The 19,121-nt window shown below is 63.5% G+C and carries 22 protein-coding genes; 16 read left to right on the forward strand and 6 right to left on the reverse strand.

The genetic code is table 11. The annotated features are described in order from the left end of the window. Positions 1 to 37 precede the first annotated feature (37 nt). The 5 genes from DQ230_RS11315 to DQ230_RS11335 all read left to right on the forward strand — a co-directional run bounded on the left by DQ230_RS11315 (position 38) and on the right by DQ230_RS11335 (position 4,671). Complete coding sequence (locus tag DQ230_RS11315; protein ID WP_113912718.1) at positions 38 to 475, forward strand: DUF2852 domain-containing protein; 438 nt, start codon at positions 38 to 40, stop codon at positions 473 to 475. Positions 476 to 579: 104 nt separating this feature from the next. Next, entirely contained in the window at positions 580 to 1,029 is a 450-nt protein-coding gene (locus DQ230_RS11320; RefSeq protein WP_113912720.1) for an RDD family protein, read from the forward strand. Between the two features lie 92 nt (positions 1,030 to 1,121). Continuing rightward, a complete protein-coding gene (locus DQ230_RS11325; protein ID WP_113912721.1) occupies positions 1,122 to 1,952 on the forward strand; it encodes an arginyltransferase in 831 nt (276 codons plus the stop codon). A 148-nt stretch (positions 1,953 to 2,100) separates the two neighbouring features. Further along, positions 2,101 to 4,149 (forward strand): ASKHA domain-containing protein, encoded by a 2,049-nt coding sequence (locus DQ230_RS11330; protein ID WP_113912723.1) that lies wholly within the window; start codon positions 2,101 to 2,103, stop codon positions 4,147 to 4,149. A gap of 117 nt (positions 4,150 to 4,266) precedes the next feature. Further along, entirely contained in the window at positions 4,267 to 4,671 is a 405-nt protein-coding gene (locus DQ230_RS11335; RefSeq protein WP_238987501.1) for a hypothetical protein, read from the forward strand. Between the two features lie 68 nt (positions 4,672 to 4,739). Here DQ230_RS11335 and DQ230_RS11340 read toward each other — a convergent pair whose 3' ends face one another. Next, entirely contained in the window at positions 4,740 to 5,366 is a 627-nt protein-coding gene (locus tag DQ230_RS11340) for a response regulator transcription factor (protein WP_113912725.1), read from the reverse strand. 246 nt (positions 5,367 to 5,612) lie between these two features. Between DQ230_RS11340 and DQ230_RS11345 the strand changes: the two genes are divergently transcribed. Further along, positions 5,613 to 6,791 carry a pyridoxal-phosphate-dependent aminotransferase family protein gene (locus DQ230_RS11345; protein WP_113912726.1) on the forward strand — a complete coding sequence of 393 codons (1,179 nt, stop codon included), beginning with the start codon at positions 5,613 to 5,615 and terminating at the stop codon, positions 6,789 to 6,791. 5 nt (positions 6,792 to 6,796) lie between these two features. Continuing rightward, on the forward strand, positions 6,797 to 7,759 hold the full coding sequence (locus DQ230_RS11350; RefSeq protein WP_113912728.1) for a 2-hydroxyacid dehydrogenase: 963 nt from the start codon (positions 6,797 to 6,799) through the stop codon (positions 7,757 to 7,759). A 67-nt stretch (positions 7,760 to 7,826) separates the two neighbouring features. On the opposite strand, the gene DQ230_RS17120 is transcribed toward DQ230_RS11350, so the two are convergent. Next, positions 7,827 to 8,120, reverse strand: coding sequence for a hypothetical protein (locus tag DQ230_RS17120; RefSeq protein WP_162497428.1), 294 nt, complete (start codon positions 8,118 to 8,120; stop codon positions 7,827 to 7,829). 169 nt (positions 8,121 to 8,289) lie between these two features. Between DQ230_RS17120 and DQ230_RS11360 the strand changes: the two genes are divergently transcribed. Genes DQ230_RS11360 through sucD form a run of 3 tightly spaced genes read left to right on the forward strand, consistent with a single transcriptional unit; the run spans position 8,290 to position 11,307 of the window. Further along, positions 8,290 to 9,225: an HpcH/HpaI aldolase/citrate lyase family protein gene (locus DQ230_RS11360; RefSeq protein ID WP_113912729.1), complete on the forward strand. Its 936-nt coding sequence runs from the start codon at positions 8,290 to 8,292 to the stop codon at positions 9,223 to 9,225. Between the two features lie 10 nt (positions 9,226 to 9,235). Further along, positions 9,236 to 10,426 carry a malate--CoA ligase subunit beta gene (locus tag DQ230_RS11365; RefSeq protein WP_113912731.1) on the forward strand — a complete coding sequence of 397 codons (1,191 nt, stop codon included), beginning with the start codon at positions 9,236 to 9,238 and terminating at the stop codon, positions 10,424 to 10,426. Continuing rightward, positions 10,426 to 11,307 (forward strand): succinate--CoA ligase subunit alpha, encoded by an 882-nt coding sequence (gene sucD / locus DQ230_RS11370; RefSeq protein WP_113912740.1) that lies wholly within the window; start codon positions 10,426 to 10,428, stop codon positions 11,305 to 11,307. The genes DQ230_RS11365 and sucD overlap by 1 nt, the downstream gene beginning before the upstream one ends. An 85-nt stretch (positions 11,308 to 11,392) precedes the next feature. Here the strand turns inward: sucD and DQ230_RS11375 are convergent, their stop codons facing one another. Both DQ230_RS11375 and ndk read right to left on the reverse strand, forming a co-directional pair. Next, complete coding sequence (locus DQ230_RS11375; protein ID WP_162497429.1) at positions 11,393 to 11,641, reverse strand: hypothetical protein; 249 nt, start codon at positions 11,639 to 11,641, stop codon at positions 11,393 to 11,395. Between the two features lie 133 nt (positions 11,642 to 11,774). Continuing rightward, on the reverse strand, positions 11,775 to 12,197 hold the full coding sequence (ndk, locus tag DQ230_RS11380; protein ID WP_113912742.1) for a nucleoside-diphosphate kinase: 423 nt from the start codon (positions 12,195 to 12,197) through the stop codon (positions 11,775 to 11,777). A gap of 176 nt (positions 12,198 to 12,373) precedes the next feature. Between ndk and DQ230_RS11385 the strand changes: the two genes are divergently transcribed. The 6 genes from DQ230_RS11385 to DQ230_RS11410 all read left to right on the forward strand — a co-directional run bounded on the left by DQ230_RS11385 (position 12,374) and on the right by DQ230_RS11410 (position 17,073). Then, the gene (locus DQ230_RS11385) at positions 12,374 to 12,655 is read left to right on the forward strand and encodes a hypothetical protein (RefSeq protein WP_113912743.1); all 282 of its coding nucleotides are present in this window, start codon (positions 12,374 to 12,376) and stop codon (positions 12,653 to 12,655) included. 44 nt (positions 12,656 to 12,699) lie between these two features. Further along, positions 12,700 to 14,547, forward strand: a complete 1,848-nt coding sequence (locus DQ230_RS11390; RefSeq protein ID WP_113912744.1) for an ABC-F family ATP-binding cassette domain-containing protein — start codon at positions 12,700 to 12,702, stop codon at positions 14,545 to 14,547. A 43-nt stretch (positions 14,548 to 14,590) separates the two neighbouring features. Next, the gene (locus DQ230_RS11395; protein WP_113912745.1) at positions 14,591 to 15,208 is read left to right on the forward strand and encodes a MarC family protein; all 618 of its coding nucleotides are present in this window, start codon (positions 14,591 to 14,593) and stop codon (positions 15,206 to 15,208) included. A gap of 67 nt (positions 15,209 to 15,275) precedes the next feature. Next, positions 15,276 to 15,857, forward strand: a complete 582-nt coding sequence (locus DQ230_RS11400; RefSeq protein ID WP_113912746.1) for a retropepsin-like aspartic protease family protein — start codon at positions 15,276 to 15,278, stop codon at positions 15,855 to 15,857. A 129-nt stretch (positions 15,858 to 15,986) separates the two neighbouring features. Then, entirely contained in the window at positions 15,987 to 16,448 is a 462-nt protein-coding gene (locus tag DQ230_RS11405) for a DsrE family protein (protein ID WP_113912747.1), read from the forward strand. Positions 16,449 to 16,485: 37 nt separating this feature from the next. Next, positions 16,486 to 17,073, forward strand: a complete 588-nt coding sequence (locus tag DQ230_RS11410) for a rhodanese-like domain-containing protein (RefSeq protein ID WP_113912748.1) — start codon at positions 16,486 to 16,488, stop codon at positions 17,071 to 17,073. Positions 17,074 to 17,104: 31 nt separating this feature from the next. Here the strand turns inward: DQ230_RS11410 and DQ230_RS11415 are convergent, their stop codons facing one another. Both DQ230_RS11415 and DQ230_RS11420 read right to left on the reverse strand, forming a co-directional pair. Further along, complete coding sequence (locus DQ230_RS11415; protein WP_113912749.1) at positions 17,105 to 17,581, reverse strand: DNA polymerase III subunit chi; 477 nt, start codon at positions 17,579 to 17,581, stop codon at positions 17,105 to 17,107. Continuing rightward, positions 17,581 to 19,062, reverse strand: a complete 1,482-nt coding sequence (locus DQ230_RS11420; protein ID WP_113912750.1) for a leucyl aminopeptidase — start codon at positions 19,060 to 19,062, stop codon at positions 17,581 to 17,583. The genes DQ230_RS11415 and DQ230_RS11420 overlap by 1 nt, the downstream gene beginning before the upstream one ends. Positions 19,063 to 19,121 lie beyond the last annotated feature (59 nt).

The raw sequence follows: 19,121 nt of genomic DNA on the forward strand, positions 1-19,121 counted from the left end.
GCGCCCAATGGCACCCCATATCCACAAAGGATCTCACATGACCGCTTTTGTACAAACCGCCGCCGCCGAAGGCGGCCCCCTGCGCTGGCTGGAGCGCGCCGCGCAATGGCTGGATGCGCGCGGCAAATTCGCCTGGATCGCGACCGTCGTTCTGGCCTTCATCCTGGCGTGGCCCGTTGGCCTGGCTATCCTTGCCTATATGATCTGGAGTAAACGCATGTTCACCAAATGCAGCAACCGCCGCGCGCCCGCGCCGTCGATGTCCATGTCCCGCAGCAGCGGCAACAGCGCGTTTGACGCCTACCGCGACGAAACCCTGAAGCGACTGCAAGACGAGCAGGCCAGCTTTGAAAGCTTCCTTGAGCGTCTGCGCAAGGCCAAGGATCAGGCCGAGTTTGACCAGTTCATGCAAGACCGTGCCGACACCGCGCGCAAGACCCGCGCGCGGCCCGGCGAGGATACCGCGCAAGCCTGACGCGCCGCGCCCGGCGGCCTGCACTCGGCGGGCCGCCGCCCTTGAATTTGCCCGGCGGAGCGCTGACATATCCCAGCAGCCCACCGCCCAACCGAAAGCCGCCGATGACGTATCACGCCGCCCCCCTGTCCCTGCCCGATCCGGATGCAAGCCCGGAATTCTACGCCTCGATCCCGTCCAAGCGGCTGGTGGCGTGGGTTCTGGACACGGCATTGATTCTGGCGTTTTGCGTTGTTGTTCTGGTCCTGACGCTGGGCATTGCGTTCTTCTTTCTGCCGCCGCTCTATCTGGTGGTCAGCTTTGTCTATCGCACCGCCACTTTGGCGCGCGGGTCGGCGACGTGGGGCATGGCCGTGATGGCGATGGAGATCCGGCGACATGATGGTGCGCGGCTGGACTGGCTGACCGCGCTTTTGCACACGCTGGGATATACTGTGTCGGTGGCGTTTTTCCTGCCGCAGGTGATATCCGTGCTGATGATGCTGATCACACCGCGCGCGCAGGGCCTGTCCGATTACGTGCTGGGCACCGCCGCCGTGAACTGCCGCGCCTGATTGCGAAAGCGTTCAGGCCGGGCATCAAGGCAGGTTGCAACTCAAACTCGAAACGAATTAGATTTGAGTTATCACAAATAAAGACGGCCCTGATGCGACATACCAAAACCATCGCCCCACAGTTTTATGTGACCGCTCCGCAGCCCTGCCCCTATCTGGAGGGCCGGATGGAGCGCAAGCTGTTCACCGCGCTGCAGGGCGATGGCGCGCAGCGGCTGAATGACGGACTGTCCAAGCAGGGCTTTCGCCGGTCGCAAAACGTCCTGTATCGCCCGTCCTGCACCGATTGCGCCGCCTGCCTGTCGGCGCGCATCTGCGTCGATGAATTCGCCCCCTCCAAAAGCCAGCGCCGCGTGATCCGCCGCAACGCGGGGCTCAAGCGGCACGCGACCTCGCCCTGGGCGACCGAAGATCAGTATGCCCTGTTCCGCCGCTATCTGGAAAGCCGCCATGCCACTGGCGGGATGGCCGATATGGATGCGTTTGAATTTGCCTCGATGGTCGAGGAAACGCCGATCCGCACCCGCGTCATCGAATATGTCGACGAAGAGACCCGCGCGCTGGTTGCCGTATGCCTGACCGACGTTCTGGATGACGGGGTCAGTATGGTCTATTCCTTCTTCGATCCCGCGCGCGAGCGCGACTCGCTGGGCACGTATATCATTCTTGACCATATCCAGATCGCCCGCGAGGCGGATCTGCCGCATGTCTATCTGGGCTACTGGGTGCCGGGCAGCCCCAAGATGGGCTACAAGGCCGGGTTTTCCGGGGTCGAGCTATATGTCGGCAGCCAGTGGGAGCCGATGCGCGATCCCGATGCGTACGAGGCGCAGGTGCATCCCCTGTCCAACGATTCGATTTCCGAGCAGGTGGCCGATATCACCCTGCCCGACGGCACACCGCTGCGCGCCGGGCGCGGCTGAAAAACCTGCGCTGCGGGCTGATACATGACCGCAAAACAGCGCGCCATGCCGCGCTTGATCATGGATGCGGCGCTGATGACCTTTCCCCGCCGGTTTATTCGCCTAGAGTTTCCCTAACGCCTTCGCAAACAGCCCCCGGATTCCTGTCATGAGTACCGATCCCCTTGTCGTCTTTACCCCCTCTGGCAAGCGCGGACGCTTTGCCGTTGGCACGCCTGTTCTGACAGCCGCGCGGCAGCTGGGCGTCGATCTGGACTCCGTCTGCGGCGGGCGGGGCATCTGCTCGAAATGTCAGATTACGCCCAGCTATGGGGAGTTTTCCAAACATGGCGTGACCGTCGCGCCCGATGCGCTGTCGGACTGGAACGCGGTCGAACAGCGCTATGACGACAAGCGCGGGCTGAAACCGGGCCGCCGCCTGGGTTGCCAGGCCACCGTACAGCGCGACGTGGTGATCGACGTGCCGCCCGAAAGCCAGGTCCACCGGCAGGTGGTGCGCAAGGCGGCATCCGCCCGCGTAATGACCATGGACCCGGCCACGCGCCTTTACATGGTGCAGGTGGACGAGCCGGACATGCACATTCCCACCGGCGATTTCGAGCGTCTCGAACGCGCCCTGCGCGAGCAATGGGACATCCCCGCCCTCCGCGCCGACCTGTCGCTGCTGTCCAAGCTGCAACCGGTGCTGCGCAGGGGCAAATGGCAGGTCACCGTCGCCCTGAACAAGGCGCATGACGATGACGTTGCCCGCGTTTTGGAGATTTGGCCGGGCCTGCACGAGGCGGGACTTTACGGGCTGGCCATCGACCTTGGCTCCACCACCGTGGCCGCGCATCTGACCGATCTGCATGACGGCACGGTGATCGCTTCCTCGGGCATCATGAACCCGCAGATCCGCTTTGGCGAGGATCTGATGAGCCGGGTTTCCTATTCCATGATGAACCCCGGCGGCGACAAGGAAATGACCGCCGCCGTGCGCGAGGCGATCAATACGCTGGCCAAGGAGATCGCCAAGGAGGCAGATATCGCGCCCGAACTGATTGTGGAGGCCGTGATCGTCTGCAACCCCGTCATGCACCACCTCTTGATGGGCATCGACCCGGTTGAGCTGGGCCAGGCGCCCTTTGCGCTGGCGACCTCCGACAGCATCTCGATCGACGCGCGGGAAATGGACATCACCGCGATCAACGACCGCGCCCGCATCTATATCCTCCCCTGCATCGCGGGCCATGTAGGCGCCGATGCGGCCGCCGTGGCGCTGTCCGAACAGCCCGGCAAATCGGGCGATCTGGTGCTGATCATCGACGTCGGCACCAATGCCGAGATCCTTCTGGGCGACAAGGAGGGCGTTCTGGCCTGCTCCTCGCCCACCGGGCCGGCCTTCGAGGGGGCGCAAATCTCCTCCGGCCAGCGCGCGGCCCCCGGCGCCATCGACGCGATCCGCATTGATCGGGTCAGCAAAGAGCCGCGCTTTCGCGTGATCGGCAGCGATCTGTGGTCTGACGATCCCGGCTTTGCCGAGGCTGTGGGAGCGGGCGGCATCACCGGCATCTGCGGCTCCGGTATCATCGAGGCGGTGGCCGAGTTGCGCATGGCGGGACTGCTGGACGAAAACGGGCTGATGGGCTCGGCCGCAGCGACCGGCACGGCGCGCATGGTGCCCGAAGGGCGCACGCACAGCTACCTGATCTGCGACGCCACGGATGAGGGCGGCCCGCGCATCACCGTGACCCAGGGCGACATTCGCGCGATTCAGCTCGCCAAATCAGCGCTTTACGCCGGCGCGCGCCTGCTGATGGACGCGCGCGGCGTCGACAAGGTGGACCGCGTCGTGCTGGCCGGCGCGTTCGGTGCGCATATCTCGAACCTGCACGCGATGGTACTGGGCATGATTCCTGACGCGCCGCTGGACAAGGTCACATCGGCAGGCAATGCCGCAGGCACCGGCGCGCGCATCGCGCTGTGCAGCATCGCCGCGCGCGCGGAAATCGAGCGTATGGTGCGCGAGATCAACAAGATCGAAACCGCCATCGAACCAAAGTTTCAGGAACATTTCGTCGCCGCCAACGCGATCCCGCACAAGACCGATCCCTTCCCTGAACTGGCCAAGATCACCGCCCTGCCCAGCCCGAACTTCAACGCGGGCTCCGGCGGCAGCGAGGGCGATGGCGGCCGGCGACGCCGCCGGCGGGGATAGGCACCTGTGCCCTGCCCGTAACGCTGGGCTGGCAGGGCGGCACAAAAGGGGAACACATTAAAGAAGTCGAAACTTTCCTGCTGTATCCGATGGGTCGAACCCAAAGGATACATCAAAATGACGTCACGTCTGACCCTCGCCGTTGCTGCCCTTCTGCTTTTGACCGCCTGCGCCGGGCGAGAGCCCAATCCCGTTGCGGAGATTCAAAACAGCGACGCGGCGCTGTCCTGCGATCAGCTGCGCAACGAAATCAGCGTAAATTCACAAGCCGTGCGCGGCCTGATGGATGAGAAGCAAGATAAACAGACGCAAAACATCGTTGCCGGTACCGCAGGTGCGATCCTTTTCTTTCCCGCGCTCTTTTTCATGGACCTCAAGGGCGCATCCGGCGAAGAGGCCCGCGCGTATCAGCGCCGCAATCACGGTCTGCTGAACCGATACAATGCGAAGGGATGCCGTCCCGAAATTCGTATCGAAACCAACAACCCGGCAAAGGCCCAGCCCGCCAAGATCAGAGAGTGAAACCGCTTTGCCGGATACCGGGCTGAGATTATTCGCGAATAATCTTGGCCCGCCGCACGCGCAGCGCCTTAGTAATTACCGGCAACATATTTGGCGATGGCACCGCCGCGCGAATTCACGTCCAGCTTTTGGTAGATCGCCTTGAGGTAATATTTCACCGTATTTTCCGACAGACCCAACCGCGCGGAGATCTGGAAATTCGTCAGCCCGTTGACCAAAAGGCCCAAAATCTCGTGCTCGCGCCGCGACAAGGCGTGCGTTGTCTCCGATGTCAGGCGGCGCAGGATATCTGTCGGCACGATGGAGTGGCCCTCCACCAGTTTGCCTAGTATCTTGGGCAGGCTGATCAGGATCTGGCCCATCATGCAGACCGAGTTTGCGCCCGACTTTATTGCGGCGCGGATGAATGCAAATTCGGTATCGTCAGCCACCACCACCACAAGCGCGCTGGGAAATTCGCGCCGCAGCATGTCCAGCGCCGCCGCAACATCGCCGTCGGCCAGACGCACGCCCAGTATGACGATGACGCGCCCCGTTTCTGCCGACAGCAGGCGGCGCAATCCGTCCAGATCGGTCGCAAACTCGCCCAGCTCGGTGCCGGGAATCTGGCCGACCAGCGATCCGATGCCCTGGCAGACAATCAGCTGCCGGTCAGCAACAATAATGCGGGAAATGTCTGCGTCAGCTTTGTTCATGGCGGCATTGCTACATATACCGGCAGTCTTGTCACGCTTTATAATGCAATGTTCAGCGAGAACCTTATGAAAAGGCACGGTTTTTCTGTGTGCATCGGTATGCAGCGACCCACTCACCCCACCGGGTAGCCCCGCCCTACCCGTTCGGCGCCCGGCAGGAACACATGGCGGCCAAGCCCATACTCTCGGGCATTTCGCCGCCGGCAGGCAAATCTCATACAAGGGGCAATCAACAGGAGAGACATCATGCGCGGCACTTCACATCTATTCATCCCCGGCCCCACGAACGTTCCCGAAGAGGTGCGCCGCGCCATGAATATCCCGATGGAGGATATGCGCGCACCTGATTTCGCCGATCTGACACACAGCCTTCTAACCGACTTGAAAAAGGCATACCGGCTGGAAAATGGCCGCGTCTTCATCTTTCCGTCTTCCGGCACCGGCGCGTGGGAATCGGCCATCACCAATACGCTGAGCGAGGGCGACACTGTGCTGATGTCGCGCTTTGGCCAGTTTTCGCTGCTCTGGGTCGACATGGCCGAGCGGCTGGGCCTGAACGTCGATCTGTGCGAGGTCGAGTGGGGCAAGGGCGTTCCGGTCGAAGAATACGCCAAGCGCCTCAAGGCCGACACCGACCACAACATCAAGGCCGTCTTTGCCACCCAGAACGAGACAGCGACAGGTGTGTCCTCCGACATTGAGGGGGTGCGCCGCGCGCTGGATGATGCAAACCACCCGGCGCTGCTGTTTGTCGACGGCGTCAGCTCGATCGGGTCGATTGAATTCGAGATGGAGAAATGGGGCGTCGATCTGGCGGTGTCCGGCTCGCAAAAGGGCTTCATGCTGCCCGCCGGCCTTGGTTTTCTGGCCGCGAGCGACAAGGCCCTGGCCGCCAATGCCTCGAACACCAATAAAATGAACCGTTGCTATTTCAGCTGGGAGGATATGATCAAGCTGAACGATACCGGCTATTTCCCCTACACGCCCGCCACGCAGCTGCTGCGCGGTCTGCGCACGTCGCTGGACATGATGCTGGACGCCGGGCTGGAGACGATCTGGAAGCGGCACCATTTCCACGCCGAGGGCGTGCGCCGTGCCGTTGCGGCCTGGGAGGGCTGCGAATTGGTGGCGCGCGGGCCGGAATGGGCGTCGGACACGGTTTCGGCGATCTATACCCCCGAAGGCGTCGATGCGCGGGACGTGATCGCGCATGCCTATTCCAAGTACCAGACGTCGCTGGGCACCGGCCTGAACAAGCTGGCAGGCAAGGCGTTCCGCATCGGCCACCTTGGCTCGCTCAACCCGGTGATGCTGCTGGGCGCGATTTCCGCCGCCGAAATGGCGCTGGTCGATTCGGGCGCCAAGATCGAGCTGGGCTCGGGTGTGGCCGCGGCGCAGGCGCATTACCGCACAGTCGAGGGCTGATCGGTATGCGCGCCCTCGTGACCCGCGCCTGGCCCAAGGCAACGCAGGACCGCCTCGCACAGCTGTGCGAGGCGACGTTCCGCGATCCCGACACAGCGATGACCGACGCCGAATGGATGGACGCCGCCACGCAGTACAACGTCATACTGCCGACTGTGTCTGACAGCATCCCCGCCGGATTCTATGAGGCAGCCAAGGGCAAGGTGCGCCTGCTGGCCAATTACGGCGTTGGCTACAATCATATCGATGTGGACGCCGCCAAGGCGGCAGGCATCACCGTCACCAACACGCCCGGCGTGCTGACCGATTGCACCGCCGATCTGGCGATGGGCCTGCTTCTGGCCGCCGCCCGCCGTCTGGGCGAAGGCGAGCGCGAATTGCGCGCGGGCCGCTGGGACGGCTGGCGCCCGACGCATATGATCGGGCACAAGGTCGCCGGTGCGACGCTGGGCATCGTCGGTTTTGGCCGGATCGGTCAGGCGATGGCGCAGCGGGCGCATCATGGCTTTGGTATGAAAGTCGTATTTCAGAACCGCAGCCGCGTGGAGCCGGAGATTGCCGCGCGTTACGGCGCGACCCAAATGGCCAGCGTTGCCGAAGTGGCCGAGGTCAGCGATTTTGTGTCCCTGCACTGCCCCGGCGGGGCCGATACCCGGCACCTGATCGACGCCGAGATCTTTGCCGCGATGAAGCCCGGCGCGATCCTGATCAACACCGCGCGCGGTGACGTGGTGGATGAGGACGCCCTCTTTGCCGCGCTGAATACCGGCCATCTGGGCGGTGCCGGCCTTGACGTCTATCAGGGTGAGCCGACTCTGGACCCGCGCTTCCTGAACCACGAAAACCTGGTGCTGGCCCCGCATCTGGGCAGCGCCACTGACGCTACCCGCGCGGCCATGGGCAACAGAGCCATTGATAATCTGGAGGCGTTTCTCAAGGGCGATACGCCGCCCGATGTGATTGTCTGATCGTTCTCAACCAAAGTTTAACCATGCCCCGGCAACAGTCGGGGCATGATGCATTCTCGGATCACCCTTACCCCTCGAACAGTGGACGGCCAAAGCGTTTCGCAAAACTCTGCGCCACAGGTTTTTCGCGAAACGCTTTAGCCGGTTCAGATCGCAATCGGCACAAGGCGGCCGCGTCTTGCGGCGCAAGCTGGCCCATATCGACAAATAGGTTGGACGCGAGGCGTTCATCGCCGAGCTGCGACGGCGCGGCGACCATGCGGTCGAAAACGCCGGTCAGATGATCCTCTTTTGCAACGACGAACCCGTGCGCATCGTGCTGTAACGGGAAACGCATGTTTTCCGCCGCCGGAATGCGCACGCATTCCGCACCCTTCCGCATACCGGAGCGCGGGGCGCGGGTAGCGCATCCTACCCGTTCGCTGCGCTATCCCAACCCCGGCCCTGCTTTGCTACCCATGCGAAAGTGTCTGGGCCGGGGCCTTTGCGGCACGCTCAGGGCAACACCGTATTCCAAGGGAGGAAACACCATGAGCTACACATTGCATCCGCTGAAAAAAGCGCGTCTTCAGCGGTCTGAACTGGCCGTCCCCGGCTCGAACACCGAAATGTTCGAAAAAGCCGCGAACAGCGACGTCGATTACATCTTTCTCGACCTCGAAGATGCCGTGTCGCCCGCAGACAAGGAGCAGGCTCGAAAGAACATCATCGAGGCCCTGAACGATATTGACTGGAAGGGCAAGACAATGTCGGTCCGTATCAACGGGCTGGACACGCATTACATGTATCGCGACGTGGTCGATGTGGTCGAGCAGGCAGGCCAGCATCTGCACACCATCCTGGTGCCCAAAGTGGGCGTTCCCGGCGATCTTTACTGCGTCGAGACGATGGTCAGCCAGATCGAAGTCGCCAAGGGCTTCAAGCATCAGATCGGTCTTGAGGCCTTGATCGAAACCGCCCTTGGCATGGCCAATGTGGAAACGATCGCCGCCGCCCCCGGCCGCCTTGAGGCGATGCATTTCGGTGTTGGCGACTATGCTGCCTTCACCCGCGCGCGCACCGTTGTCATCGGCGGCCTGAACCCCGATTACCCCGGCGATCAGTGGCACTACGCCATCTCGCGCATGAACGGCGCCTGCCGGGCCTACGGCCTGCGCGCCATCGACGGACCCTTTGGCGATTTCAACGATCCGGACGCCTATATCGCGTCGGCAAAGCGCGCAGCAGCCCTGGGGATCGAAGGTAAATGGGCGATCCACCCCAGCCAGATCAAGCTGGCGAACGAGATGTTCTCGCCCCCCGAGGAGGAAGTGACCCGCGCCCGCCGCATTATCGAGGCGCTGCGCGAGGCGGAAAAGCAGGGCAAGGGCGCCGCAAATCTGGATGGCCGCCTGATTGACGCCGCCTCCGAGCGGATGGCGCAGAACGTGCTGACGGTGGCCGATGCCATCGCGGCCAAAGGCTGAAGGAAATCCAATGGATATTCATGAGTATCAGGCCAAGGAACTGCTGAAGAAATTCGGCGTCAACGTGCCGCGCGGCGGCATCGCCTACAGCCCCGAACAGGCGGTGTACCGCGCGCAGGAACTGTCGGGCGAAAAATGCGTCGTCAAGGCACAGATCCACTCGGGCGCCCGCGGCAAGGCCGGCGGCGTGCGGATCTGCAGCAGCGATGACGAGATCGCGGACGCTGCTGCATGGATGCTGGGCCGCAAGCTGGTCACGCATCAGACCGGCCCGCAGGGCAAGCTGGTTGGCCGCCTCTACATTGAGGAAGCCACTGACATCGCGCAGGAAATCTACCTGGGTTTTGTCATGGACCGCACCGAGGAGCGCGTCGTCGTCGTCGCCTCCGCCCAAGGCGGGATGGAGATCGAGGATATTTCCTCGGACGAGCCGGACAGCATCATCCGTTCGGTCGTTGACCCGGCGGTGGGCATGCAGGCCTTTCAGGCGCGCGAAATCGCGTTTCAGCTGGACCTTGACGCCGCGCTGATCCCGCAGGCGGTCAAGCAGATCATCGGCTGCTACAAGGCGATGGACGAGCTGGACGCGTCGATGCTGGAAATCAACCCGCTGGTCGTCACCGGCGGCGGCGAGATTGTCGCGCTCGATGCCAAGCTCAGCTTTGACGATAACGCCCTGTTCCGCCATCCAGAAATCTCGGAGCTGCGCGACAAGAGCCAGGAGGATTCACGCGAAACCTACGCAGAGGATCGCGGCCTCAGCTATATCGGCCTTGAGGGCGAAATCGGCTGCATCGTCAACGGTGCGGGCCTGGCCATGGCGACGCTGGACATGATCAAGATGTCGGGCGGCGAGCCTGCCAACTTCCTCGATGTCGGCGGCGGGGCCAGCCCCGAACGCGTGCTGATGTCGTTCAAGGCGGTCCTGAACGATCCCAATGTCGAGGCGATTCTGGTCAATATCTTTGCCGGGATCAACCGCTGCGACTGGATCGCCGAAGGCGTGGTGCGCGCGGTGCAGGAGCTGAAGCTGACCATGCCGCTGGTCGTGCGCCTGTCGGGCACCAATGTCGAAGAGGGCCGCAAGCTGCTGAACGAAAGCGGGCTGAACATCACCACCGCCGACACGCTGGCCGAAGCGGCGGACAAGGTCGTTGCCGGCTGGAGAAAAGCATCAACCAAGAACGCGGAGGCAATCTGATGGCCATCCTGATCGACAAGAACTCCAAGGTGCTGGTCACCGGCCTGACGGGCCGCATCGGCAGCTTTCACGCGCAGGAAATGCGCGATTACGGCACCAATGTTGTCGGCGGCGTGACCCCCGGCAAGGGCGGCAGCACCCATAACGGCCTGCCGGTGTTCAACACCGTCAAGGGCGCGGTGGCAGAAACCGGCGCCGATCTGGTCATCGCTTTCGTGCCGCCCCCCTTTGCGGCGGACAGCATCATGGAAGCGGCCGATGCGGGCATTGCGACCTGCGTGTGCATCGCCGATGGCATCCCCACGCAGGACATGATCCGCGTCAAACGCTACATGCGCCGCTACAAGGAAGAAAAGCGGATGCGGCTGATCGGGCCGAACTGTGCCGGGATCATCACCCCCGGTCAGGCCTTTGCCGGGCTGATGCCGCCCGCGATCTACCTGCCGGGCCGTGTCGGCATCGTCGGCCGCTCCGGCACGCTGGGCTATGAGGCGGCCAGCCAGATGAAGGCGCTGGGCATCGGCGTCAGCAGCTCGATCGGCATCGGCGGCGATCCGATCAACGGGTCCAGCTTCCGCGACATTCTGGATCTGTTCGAGAATGATCCCGACACTGACGCCGTCGTCATGGTCGGCGAAATCGGTGGCCCGCAGGAGGCTGAGGCCGCGGAATATATCCGCGATCACATGACCAAACCCGTTGCGGCCTATGTGGCTGGCCTCTCGGCGCCCAAGGGGCGGCGCATGGGCCACGCCGGCGCGATTGTGTCGGCCTTCGGCGAGTCGGCGCAGGAAAAGGTGGAAATCCTGTCAGGCGCGGGCGTGACCATCGTCCCAACGCCATCCGCCTTTGGCGAGACAGTGGAAAAAATGCTGTCCTGACAGTGTTTTGGGCGGAACTGTGCCAAGTTCCGCCCATTGCCTCGGGCCTATATTGCCTTTGCCTAAATTTTGTCCCACTTGCACCTCATTCGCGCCGCTGTGCGCCACTATTCTGACGTGGTTCACCGGCGAAGCTGGGCCAGACATCCAGCGCGCGCGTGTCTTTTTGGAGGAGCATAAAAGTGCCCGTCTCGATGCCTACGCCGAAAAAGGCGCAATCACTCAAAACAGCCAGTTCTGCCGAGCCGCAGGCCGCAAGCAGCGCCCCGCGCAAGGCCAAGAAGGCCAAGCCGCAGACGACCCCGCGCCAGATATTCAAGGATTTCGCCAGCATCTGATCTGTCAGGATCAGGTCCCGAAAGTCCAATGCCCACAAAACCAAAGGCCGCATCAATCAGATGCGGCCTTTGGCGCTTTGGATCTATCCGCGGAGGTGTCGGGCGGCCTTGTGGGCCGCCCTTTACGTCTCAGCCGACCAGTTCAAGACCGGCAAAGAAATACGCGATCTCTTCTTTGGCTGTCTCGGGTGCGTCCGAGCCGTGGACCGAGTTTTCGCCAACGCTTTCGGCGAACTCGGCGCGCACGGTGCCGGGGGCCGCGTCCTTGGGGTTGGTTGCGCCCATGACTTCGCGGTTTTTGGCAATGGCGCCTTCGCCCTCCAGAACCTGCACGACGACCGGACCGGAGGCCATGAAGTCGCACAGCTCGCCATAGAACGGACGCTCGGCGTGGACTTCATAGAATTTGCCGGCCTGTGCCGGTGTCAGGTGGATACGCTTCTGCGCGACGATGCGCAGGCCCGCATCCTCGAACTTGGCGTTGATCTTGCCGGTCAGGTTACGCTTGGTTGCGTCGGGTTTGATGATGCTCAGGGTGCGTTCGGTTGCCATGGTCAGCCTCTGTGTTCAGTGAATGTTGATATGGCGGCTGCGGTAGCACGCGCGCCCCGTGGAATAAAGACCTATTCGGGGTGCGACATCATGGCATCATTCGCCGGCTTCCTATTCCGAGCGTTTTAGTCAGATTAAGTGCACGATCCGACTCAACCCAATCAGGACATACAAAGATGCATATCAAACCCCTCGTCGCCGACACCGCACTGATTTTTGCCGCCTCTCCGATCTGGGCCGATACAGCGGCCCCGTTGACATATGAGCAGTTCGAGGCCGCCGTCCCCCATAGCGACTTGGAGACATGCCCCGAGGCGCTGGCGCAGGACAACGTGTTCTGCCGCGCGACCCTGCGGCACGAGGAAATCCACGTCTTTGCCTTCAGCGAAGATGGGGATCAGGTGTTTGTCGGCTTCAAAACCTATCCGGCGGACGGCTTGGGCGCCCTTTTGAAGTAAGACCGGCAGTTGACAAGGGCGGAGCGGCGGGGCATCGCTCCGCCATGCTACGCATTGATGACATATCCTATTCCGTCGCGGGCCGCCCGCTGATCGAAAACGCCTCCGTCAGTATTCCTGACGGGCACAAGGTTGGCATTGTGGGCCGGAACGGCACCGGCAAAACGACGCTGTTCCGCCTGATCCGGGGCGAATTGGCGCTGGAGGGTGGCAGCATTACCCTGCCCCAGCGCGCCCGCATCGGCGGCGTGTCGCAGGAGGTGCCCGGCAACGACGTGTCGCTGATCGACACCGTGCTGGCCGCCGACACCGAACGCGCCGAACTGCTGGCCGAGGCAGAAACCGCGACCGACCCCGCCCGCATTGGCGAGGTGCAGATGCGCCTGTCGGATATCGACGCCTGGGGCGCCGAGGCGCGCGCGGCGTCCATCCTCAAGGGGCTTGGCTTTGACGACGATGCGCAGCGACAGCCCTGCTCGGCCTTCTCGGGCGGCTGGCGGATGCGCGTGGCGCTCGCCGCCGTGCTGTTCGCGCAGCCCGACCTGCTGCTGCTGGACGAGCCGACGAACTATCTGGACCTTGAAGGCGCGCTGTGGCTGGAGACTTATCTGGCGCGCTACCCGCACACCGTGCTGATCGTCAGCCATGACCGCGGGCTGCTGAACCGCGCTGTCGGGTCTATCCTGCATCTGGAAGACAAGAAACTGACGCTCTATAACGGCGCCTACGACACGTTTGCCGAAACCCGCGCCGCGCGTCTGGCCGCGCTGGAGTCGGAGGCGAAAAAGCAGGACGCCCGCCGCGCCCATCTGCAAAGCTTCGTCGATCGCTTCCGCGCCAAGGCATCCAAGGCCGTACAGGCCCAATCGCGCCTGAAAATGATCGCCAAGATGAAGCCGATCACGACCCCGCAAGAGGCCGCGCTGAAACGCTTCACCTTCCCCTCGCCCGAGGAATTGTCGCCCCCGATCATTCATATCGAGGGCGGTTCGGTCGGGTATGACGGCAAGGCGATCCTCCAGCGGCTGAACCTGCGGATTGATCAGGATGACCGCATCGCCCTTCTGGGCAAGAATGGCGAGGGAAAATCAACGCTTTCAAAACTTCTGGCTGGCAAGCTGGAGGCGATGGGCGGCAAGATGACGACGTCCTCCAAGCTGCGCGTCGGGTTCTTCGCGCAGCATCAGGTCGAGGAGTTGCATGTCGATGAAACGCCCATCGACCATATCCGCCGCCTGCGCCCCGGCGAGACGCCCTCGCGCCTGCGCGCGCGGCTGGGGGGCTTTGGCATCGGGTCCGAACAGGCCGAAACGCTGGTGGGCAAGCTGTCGGGCGGGCAAAAGGCGCGGCTGTCACTGATGCTGGCCACCATCGACGCGCCGCATATGCTGATCCTGGACGAGCCGACGAACCACCTGGACATCGAATCGCGCGAGGCGCTGGTCGAGGCGCTGACCGCCTATAGCGGCGCCGTGATCCTGGTCAGCCACGACATGCACCTGCTGAGTCTGGTGGCCGACCGGTTGTGGCTGGTCAAGGATGGCCGCGTCGCCCCCTACGAGGGCGATCTGGAAAGCTACCGCACCATGCTGCTGGCCGGTGACAAACCCGCGCCGAAGGTCAAGGAGCAAAAGCCGAAACGCCCCAGCCGCGATGCGATCACCGCGATAAGGCAAGACGTCAAGAAATGCGAAGAACGCGTTGAAAAGCTGAACACAATGGCCGACAAGCTGGCCAAGAAGCTGGCCGATCCCGCCATGTATGACGAAGACAACAAGGACGAGGCAACCGTCTGGCAAAAGAAATATTCCGAGGTGATGGACGCGCAGGCGCGCGCCGAAACGCTGTGGATGCGCGCACTGGAAAAGCTGGAGCGCGCGGAGGGCGCGTAGCCCCGCGATTGACACAGCGCCGCATCGCGCGCCAAGGATAGACATGGACAGCACCGCCCTTATCACCACCTTTGTCACGCTTTTCATCGTGCTGGACCCGTTCGCGCTGGCGCCGCTGTTCTTGGCGCTGACGCGGGGGATGAGCCCGGCCATGCGCCGCTCGGTCGCGATCCGGTCCTGCCTGATGGGCACCGCGCTGCTGATCGTGTTCGGCGCGTTTGGCGAGGCTGTGCTGGGCTTTATCGGTATCTCGATGCCCGCCTTCCGCATCGCGGGCGGCATCCTGCTGTTCCTGACTGCGCTTGATATGCTGTTCGAGCGGCGCACCAAACGCCGCGAGGATCAGGTGGAGCATGACGATCACGAGGATCCGTCGATCTTCCCGCTCGGCATCCCGCTGATCGCCGGGCCGGGCGCGATCGCCACCGTGATCCTGCTGACGGGCGAACATCAGGGCCTGAGCGGGCTGACATGGGTGCTGGGCACGATGCTGTTCGTGATGCTGCTGGTGTTCGTGTCCTTCCTGAGTGCCGGCATGCTTGAGCGGGCCTTGGGCAAGACGGGGATCAGCGTTGTCACCCGCGTTCTGGGCATGCTGCTGGCCGCGCTTGCGGTTCAGTTCGTGCTGGATGGCCTGCGCGGTTTTGGTCTGGCAGGATAATCACAGCCGTCTGATCTGGCGCCGCGCGGCCCGCGCCCCTATTTATGGACGGCACAAGGGGCACCCGATGACCGATTTTGATACCGCCAACCTGATTTACCTGATCGTGCTGGGCTGCGCGGTGATGATGTGGTTTTTCGCCGTCAATCGCAATTCGATGGGCAAGACGTTGCAACAGGCCGCGATGTGGGGCCTGATTTTCATCGGCGTGATCGCTGCAATCGGCCTGTGGGATGATATCCGCAGCACCGTCGCCCCCGTCCAATCGGTCAGCCGCGATGGCGCGCGGATCGAATTGCCGCGCGCGCCCGACAGCCATTACTATCTGGACGCGGTGGTAAACGGCGCGCCGGTGCGCTTTGTCGTTGATACCGGCGCCAGCGATATCGTCCTCAGCCGCGCTGACGCGATCCGGGTGGGCCTGCACCCCGACGGGCTGGCCTTTACCGGGCAGGCCAACACGGCGAACGGTCTGGTTCGTACCGCGCCCGTGCGGCTGGACAGCTTCGACGTGGGCGGCATCACCGACCGGGGCCTGCGCGCCGTGGTGAACGAGGGCGATTTGAATGAATCCCTGCTGGGAATGCGGTATTTGCAGCGGTTTACAAGCGTTCAGATCACAGACGGCAAGCTGGTGCTGGAGCGCTGACAGCCCCGCCCCTCCGGGCGGATGCGCCGCGTCAGACTGCCACAGGCAAGATTGATCAAAATCAATGCAATGAATATGTTTGCCTGTTACCTTGCCTTGAGACTTATCCCGTTTTCAAGGAGTTATCCCATGCGTATCCTTCCGCTTATCGCCGCTTGCGCCACCGCCGCCGCCATCGCCCTGCCCGCCGTCGCCCAGCAAAAGAAGACCAACATGCAGCAAGGTCCCGACAAGCTCGTCACCGTCATCACCAGCGAAAACCCCCAGACCCAGCTGATGGGCATGGTGCTGACCATGCAATCGGTCAAGGCAGGCGCGTCTGCGCATATGCTGCTTTGCGGCCCCGGCGGTGATCTGGCGCTGAAGGATGCGCCCGCGTCGGCCACTGCCGCGCAGCCGCCGATGGGTATGAGCCCCCAGGGGCTGATGCAGCAGATCATGCAAGCGGGCGGCAAGGTTGAGGTCTGCGCAATCTACCTGCCTGGCAAAGGCGCCGACGCCGGCGTTCTGCTGGACGGCATCACCGCAGCGGCCCCCGATGCGATGGCCGCCGCCCTGATGGCGCCGCAGACCCGCGTCCTGTCGTTCTGATCGGCCCGGACATTCCGCAGACAAGGAGATTTCACGCATGATACGCAAGACAGCCACCGCCGCGATTATCGCGGCGGCTCTTGCCGGGCCGGGCATCGCAGCAGATGCGCCCGACGATTCCGGCAAGCAGACCGAATGGGGCCTCTACCTGACCGCGAAAGAAGCCTATGAGATGAAGCAGGCCGAGGGCGACAAGGTTCTGTTCGTCGATGTGCGCGAGCCGATCGAGATGATGTTCACCGGCTCTACCGATGTGGTGGATGTGAACGTGCCGTTCCTCATGGTCGATCCCACCGCATGGCACCCCGAAAAGCCGGTTCTGGCGATGAATGAAAACCCCGATTTCGCCGCCGGCGTCGCCGCCGCCATGGAGGCGCGCGGTCTGGACAAGGATGCGCCGGTGATCGTCATGTGCCGCTCGGGCGGAGAGCGCGGCGCGCCGTCGGCCAAGGCGCTGCAGCCGCTGGGGCTGACCCAGGTCTATGTCGTGGTTGACGGGTTCGAGGGCAGCACGGTCAAGGACGACCCGCGCGGTCCCTGGCGGCTCAAGAATGGCTGGAAAAACAGTGAGCTGCCCTGGGGTTACGAGATGAACAAGGACAAGATCCCGCTGCGCGGCGAGTGATGTCACCGGTCCGGGCGCAGTTCCGGGCGCATCACGGGGAGGCGGCCGTTTTCTCGGCCTTCTTTTCCCAGCGCCCGGAGGCTTCGGACCAGTATTGCGCGGCGCAGCCTGCGCCTGTCAGGGTTTTCCACTGCACACGCGCCTGGGCGACCGCAGCCTCGTCATTGCCGTTGAACAGCACGCATACCCGGTCGAGGCGCGTCACCTCGGCCGGGTCTACATCTGCGCCATCCACCACCATCAGACAGGTGGCGCCGTTGGGCATGTCCGCCGCCGTCGTCAGCAGGATCGGCTGATCGGCCTCATGCGGCTGGCCCGCGCGGCCATGCGGCAGGAACGCATCGTCGCCCCCGGCCAGCCACAGCGCCTCGTCCAGCGCGTCCAGATGCGCGGCAGTGCTGCCGCGCACCGCCACGCGCCACCCTGCGCCGCGTGCCTTTTCCAGCAGCATGGGCAGGGTCTGCTCCAACGTCGTGTGCGTCAGGTGATAGAAATAGGCTGCGCCCATCAGGCTGTGCCCGCCCCTTCCAGCATGTCCGCCACCAGCCGGTTCAGAGCCAGAACGCCCCAGCCGGTCGCGCCCTTGGGCGCATAGGCCGTGTCGGATTTGACGGACGCGACGCCGGCGATGTCCAGATGGATCCATGGCGTCCCCTCCTGCACGAACCGTTTGAGGAACTGCGCCGCGGTGATGCTGCCCGCCGGGCGCCCGCCGACGTTTTTCATATCCGCGATCTGGCTTTTCAACTCGTCGTCATAGGCCTTGCCCATGGGCAGGCGCCACGCGCCCTCGCCCTCGGCCGCCGCCGCCTTCAGGAAGGCATCGCACAGCGTATCATCGTTGGAGAAAACGCCGGCATTTTCATGCCCCAGCCCGATGATTATGGCGCCCGTCAGCGTGGCCAGATCAATCATCGCGCGCGGTTTGTACGTTTCCTGCGCGTACCACATCACGTCTGCCAGAACCAGCCGGCCTTCGGCGTCGGTGTTGATCACCTCGACCGTGTCGCCCTTCATGGATGTGACCACATCACCGGGGCGCGTGGCGCGGTCCGATGGCATGTTTTCCACCAGCCCGACCAGTCCGACGACGTTGGCCTTTGCGCCGCGCAGCGCCAGCGCGCGCATCACGCCGGCAACAACGCCCGCGCCGCCCATGTCCATGGTCATGTCCTCCATTCCGGCGGCCGGTTTCAGGCTGATCCCGCCGGTGTCGAACACCACGCCCTTGCCGACCAGCGCCAGCGGGGCGTCACCGTCCTTGCCGCCCATCCACTCCATCACCGCCACTTTGGAGGGGCTGGCGCTGCCGTGTCCGACGCTCAGCAGGCAGCCCATGCCCAGCTCGGCCAGCTTGTCCTCTTCCAGCACCGTGACCTTCAAGCCAAGGCTTTCCATATCCTTGATGCGGTTGGCAAATTCGGTGGTGGTCAGGTGGTTGGCCGGCTCGCTGACCAGATCGCGGGTGAAAAACGCGCCTTCGACCACGGCGCTGGCGGATTTCGCGTCGGCCTCGACGGCGCTGGCGTCCTTGACCATCATCGTCACCGCGCCCGGTGTTTTCTGATCGCCGGTCTTGCGCGCGGTAAAGCTGTAGGCGCGCAGCGCGATGCCCTGAAGCAATTCGACCGGGCGCACCTGCGACGCGCCCAGAACGGTCATTCCCTTTTCGCCCAGCAGCTTGCCCAAGGCCGCGCCGCCCTTGCGCGCCTCAATCGCGCTGGCGCGCGGCGACAGGCGCAGGATATCCACCGCCTCGGCCTTCAGCCCCGCGGGCCATGCCAGCGATGTCACCTCGCCGGGTTTCATATCCTCCAGCGCGCCGCCCTCGATCATGCGGGCCAGCGCGCCGCGGGTCAGTTTATTGACGCGTTTGGCGCCTGCATTCAGCTTGCCATCCGGGCCGATCAGCACGGCAATGCGCCCCTCGGCGGTGGCAATCCTGTCCAGATCGGTGTCGATGATGGTGGTCTTGGCGGGGGTCGTCATGGGGCGGCTCCTATGGGGGTCATGCGGTGAATGTCGTCTCTGCGGCGGACTCTGCGCAT

The organism is Roseovarius dicentrarchi (assembly GCF_003316635.1).
Lineage (GTDB): Bacteria > Pseudomonadota > Alphaproteobacteria > Rhodobacterales > Rhodobacteraceae > Roseovarius > Roseovarius dicentrarchi.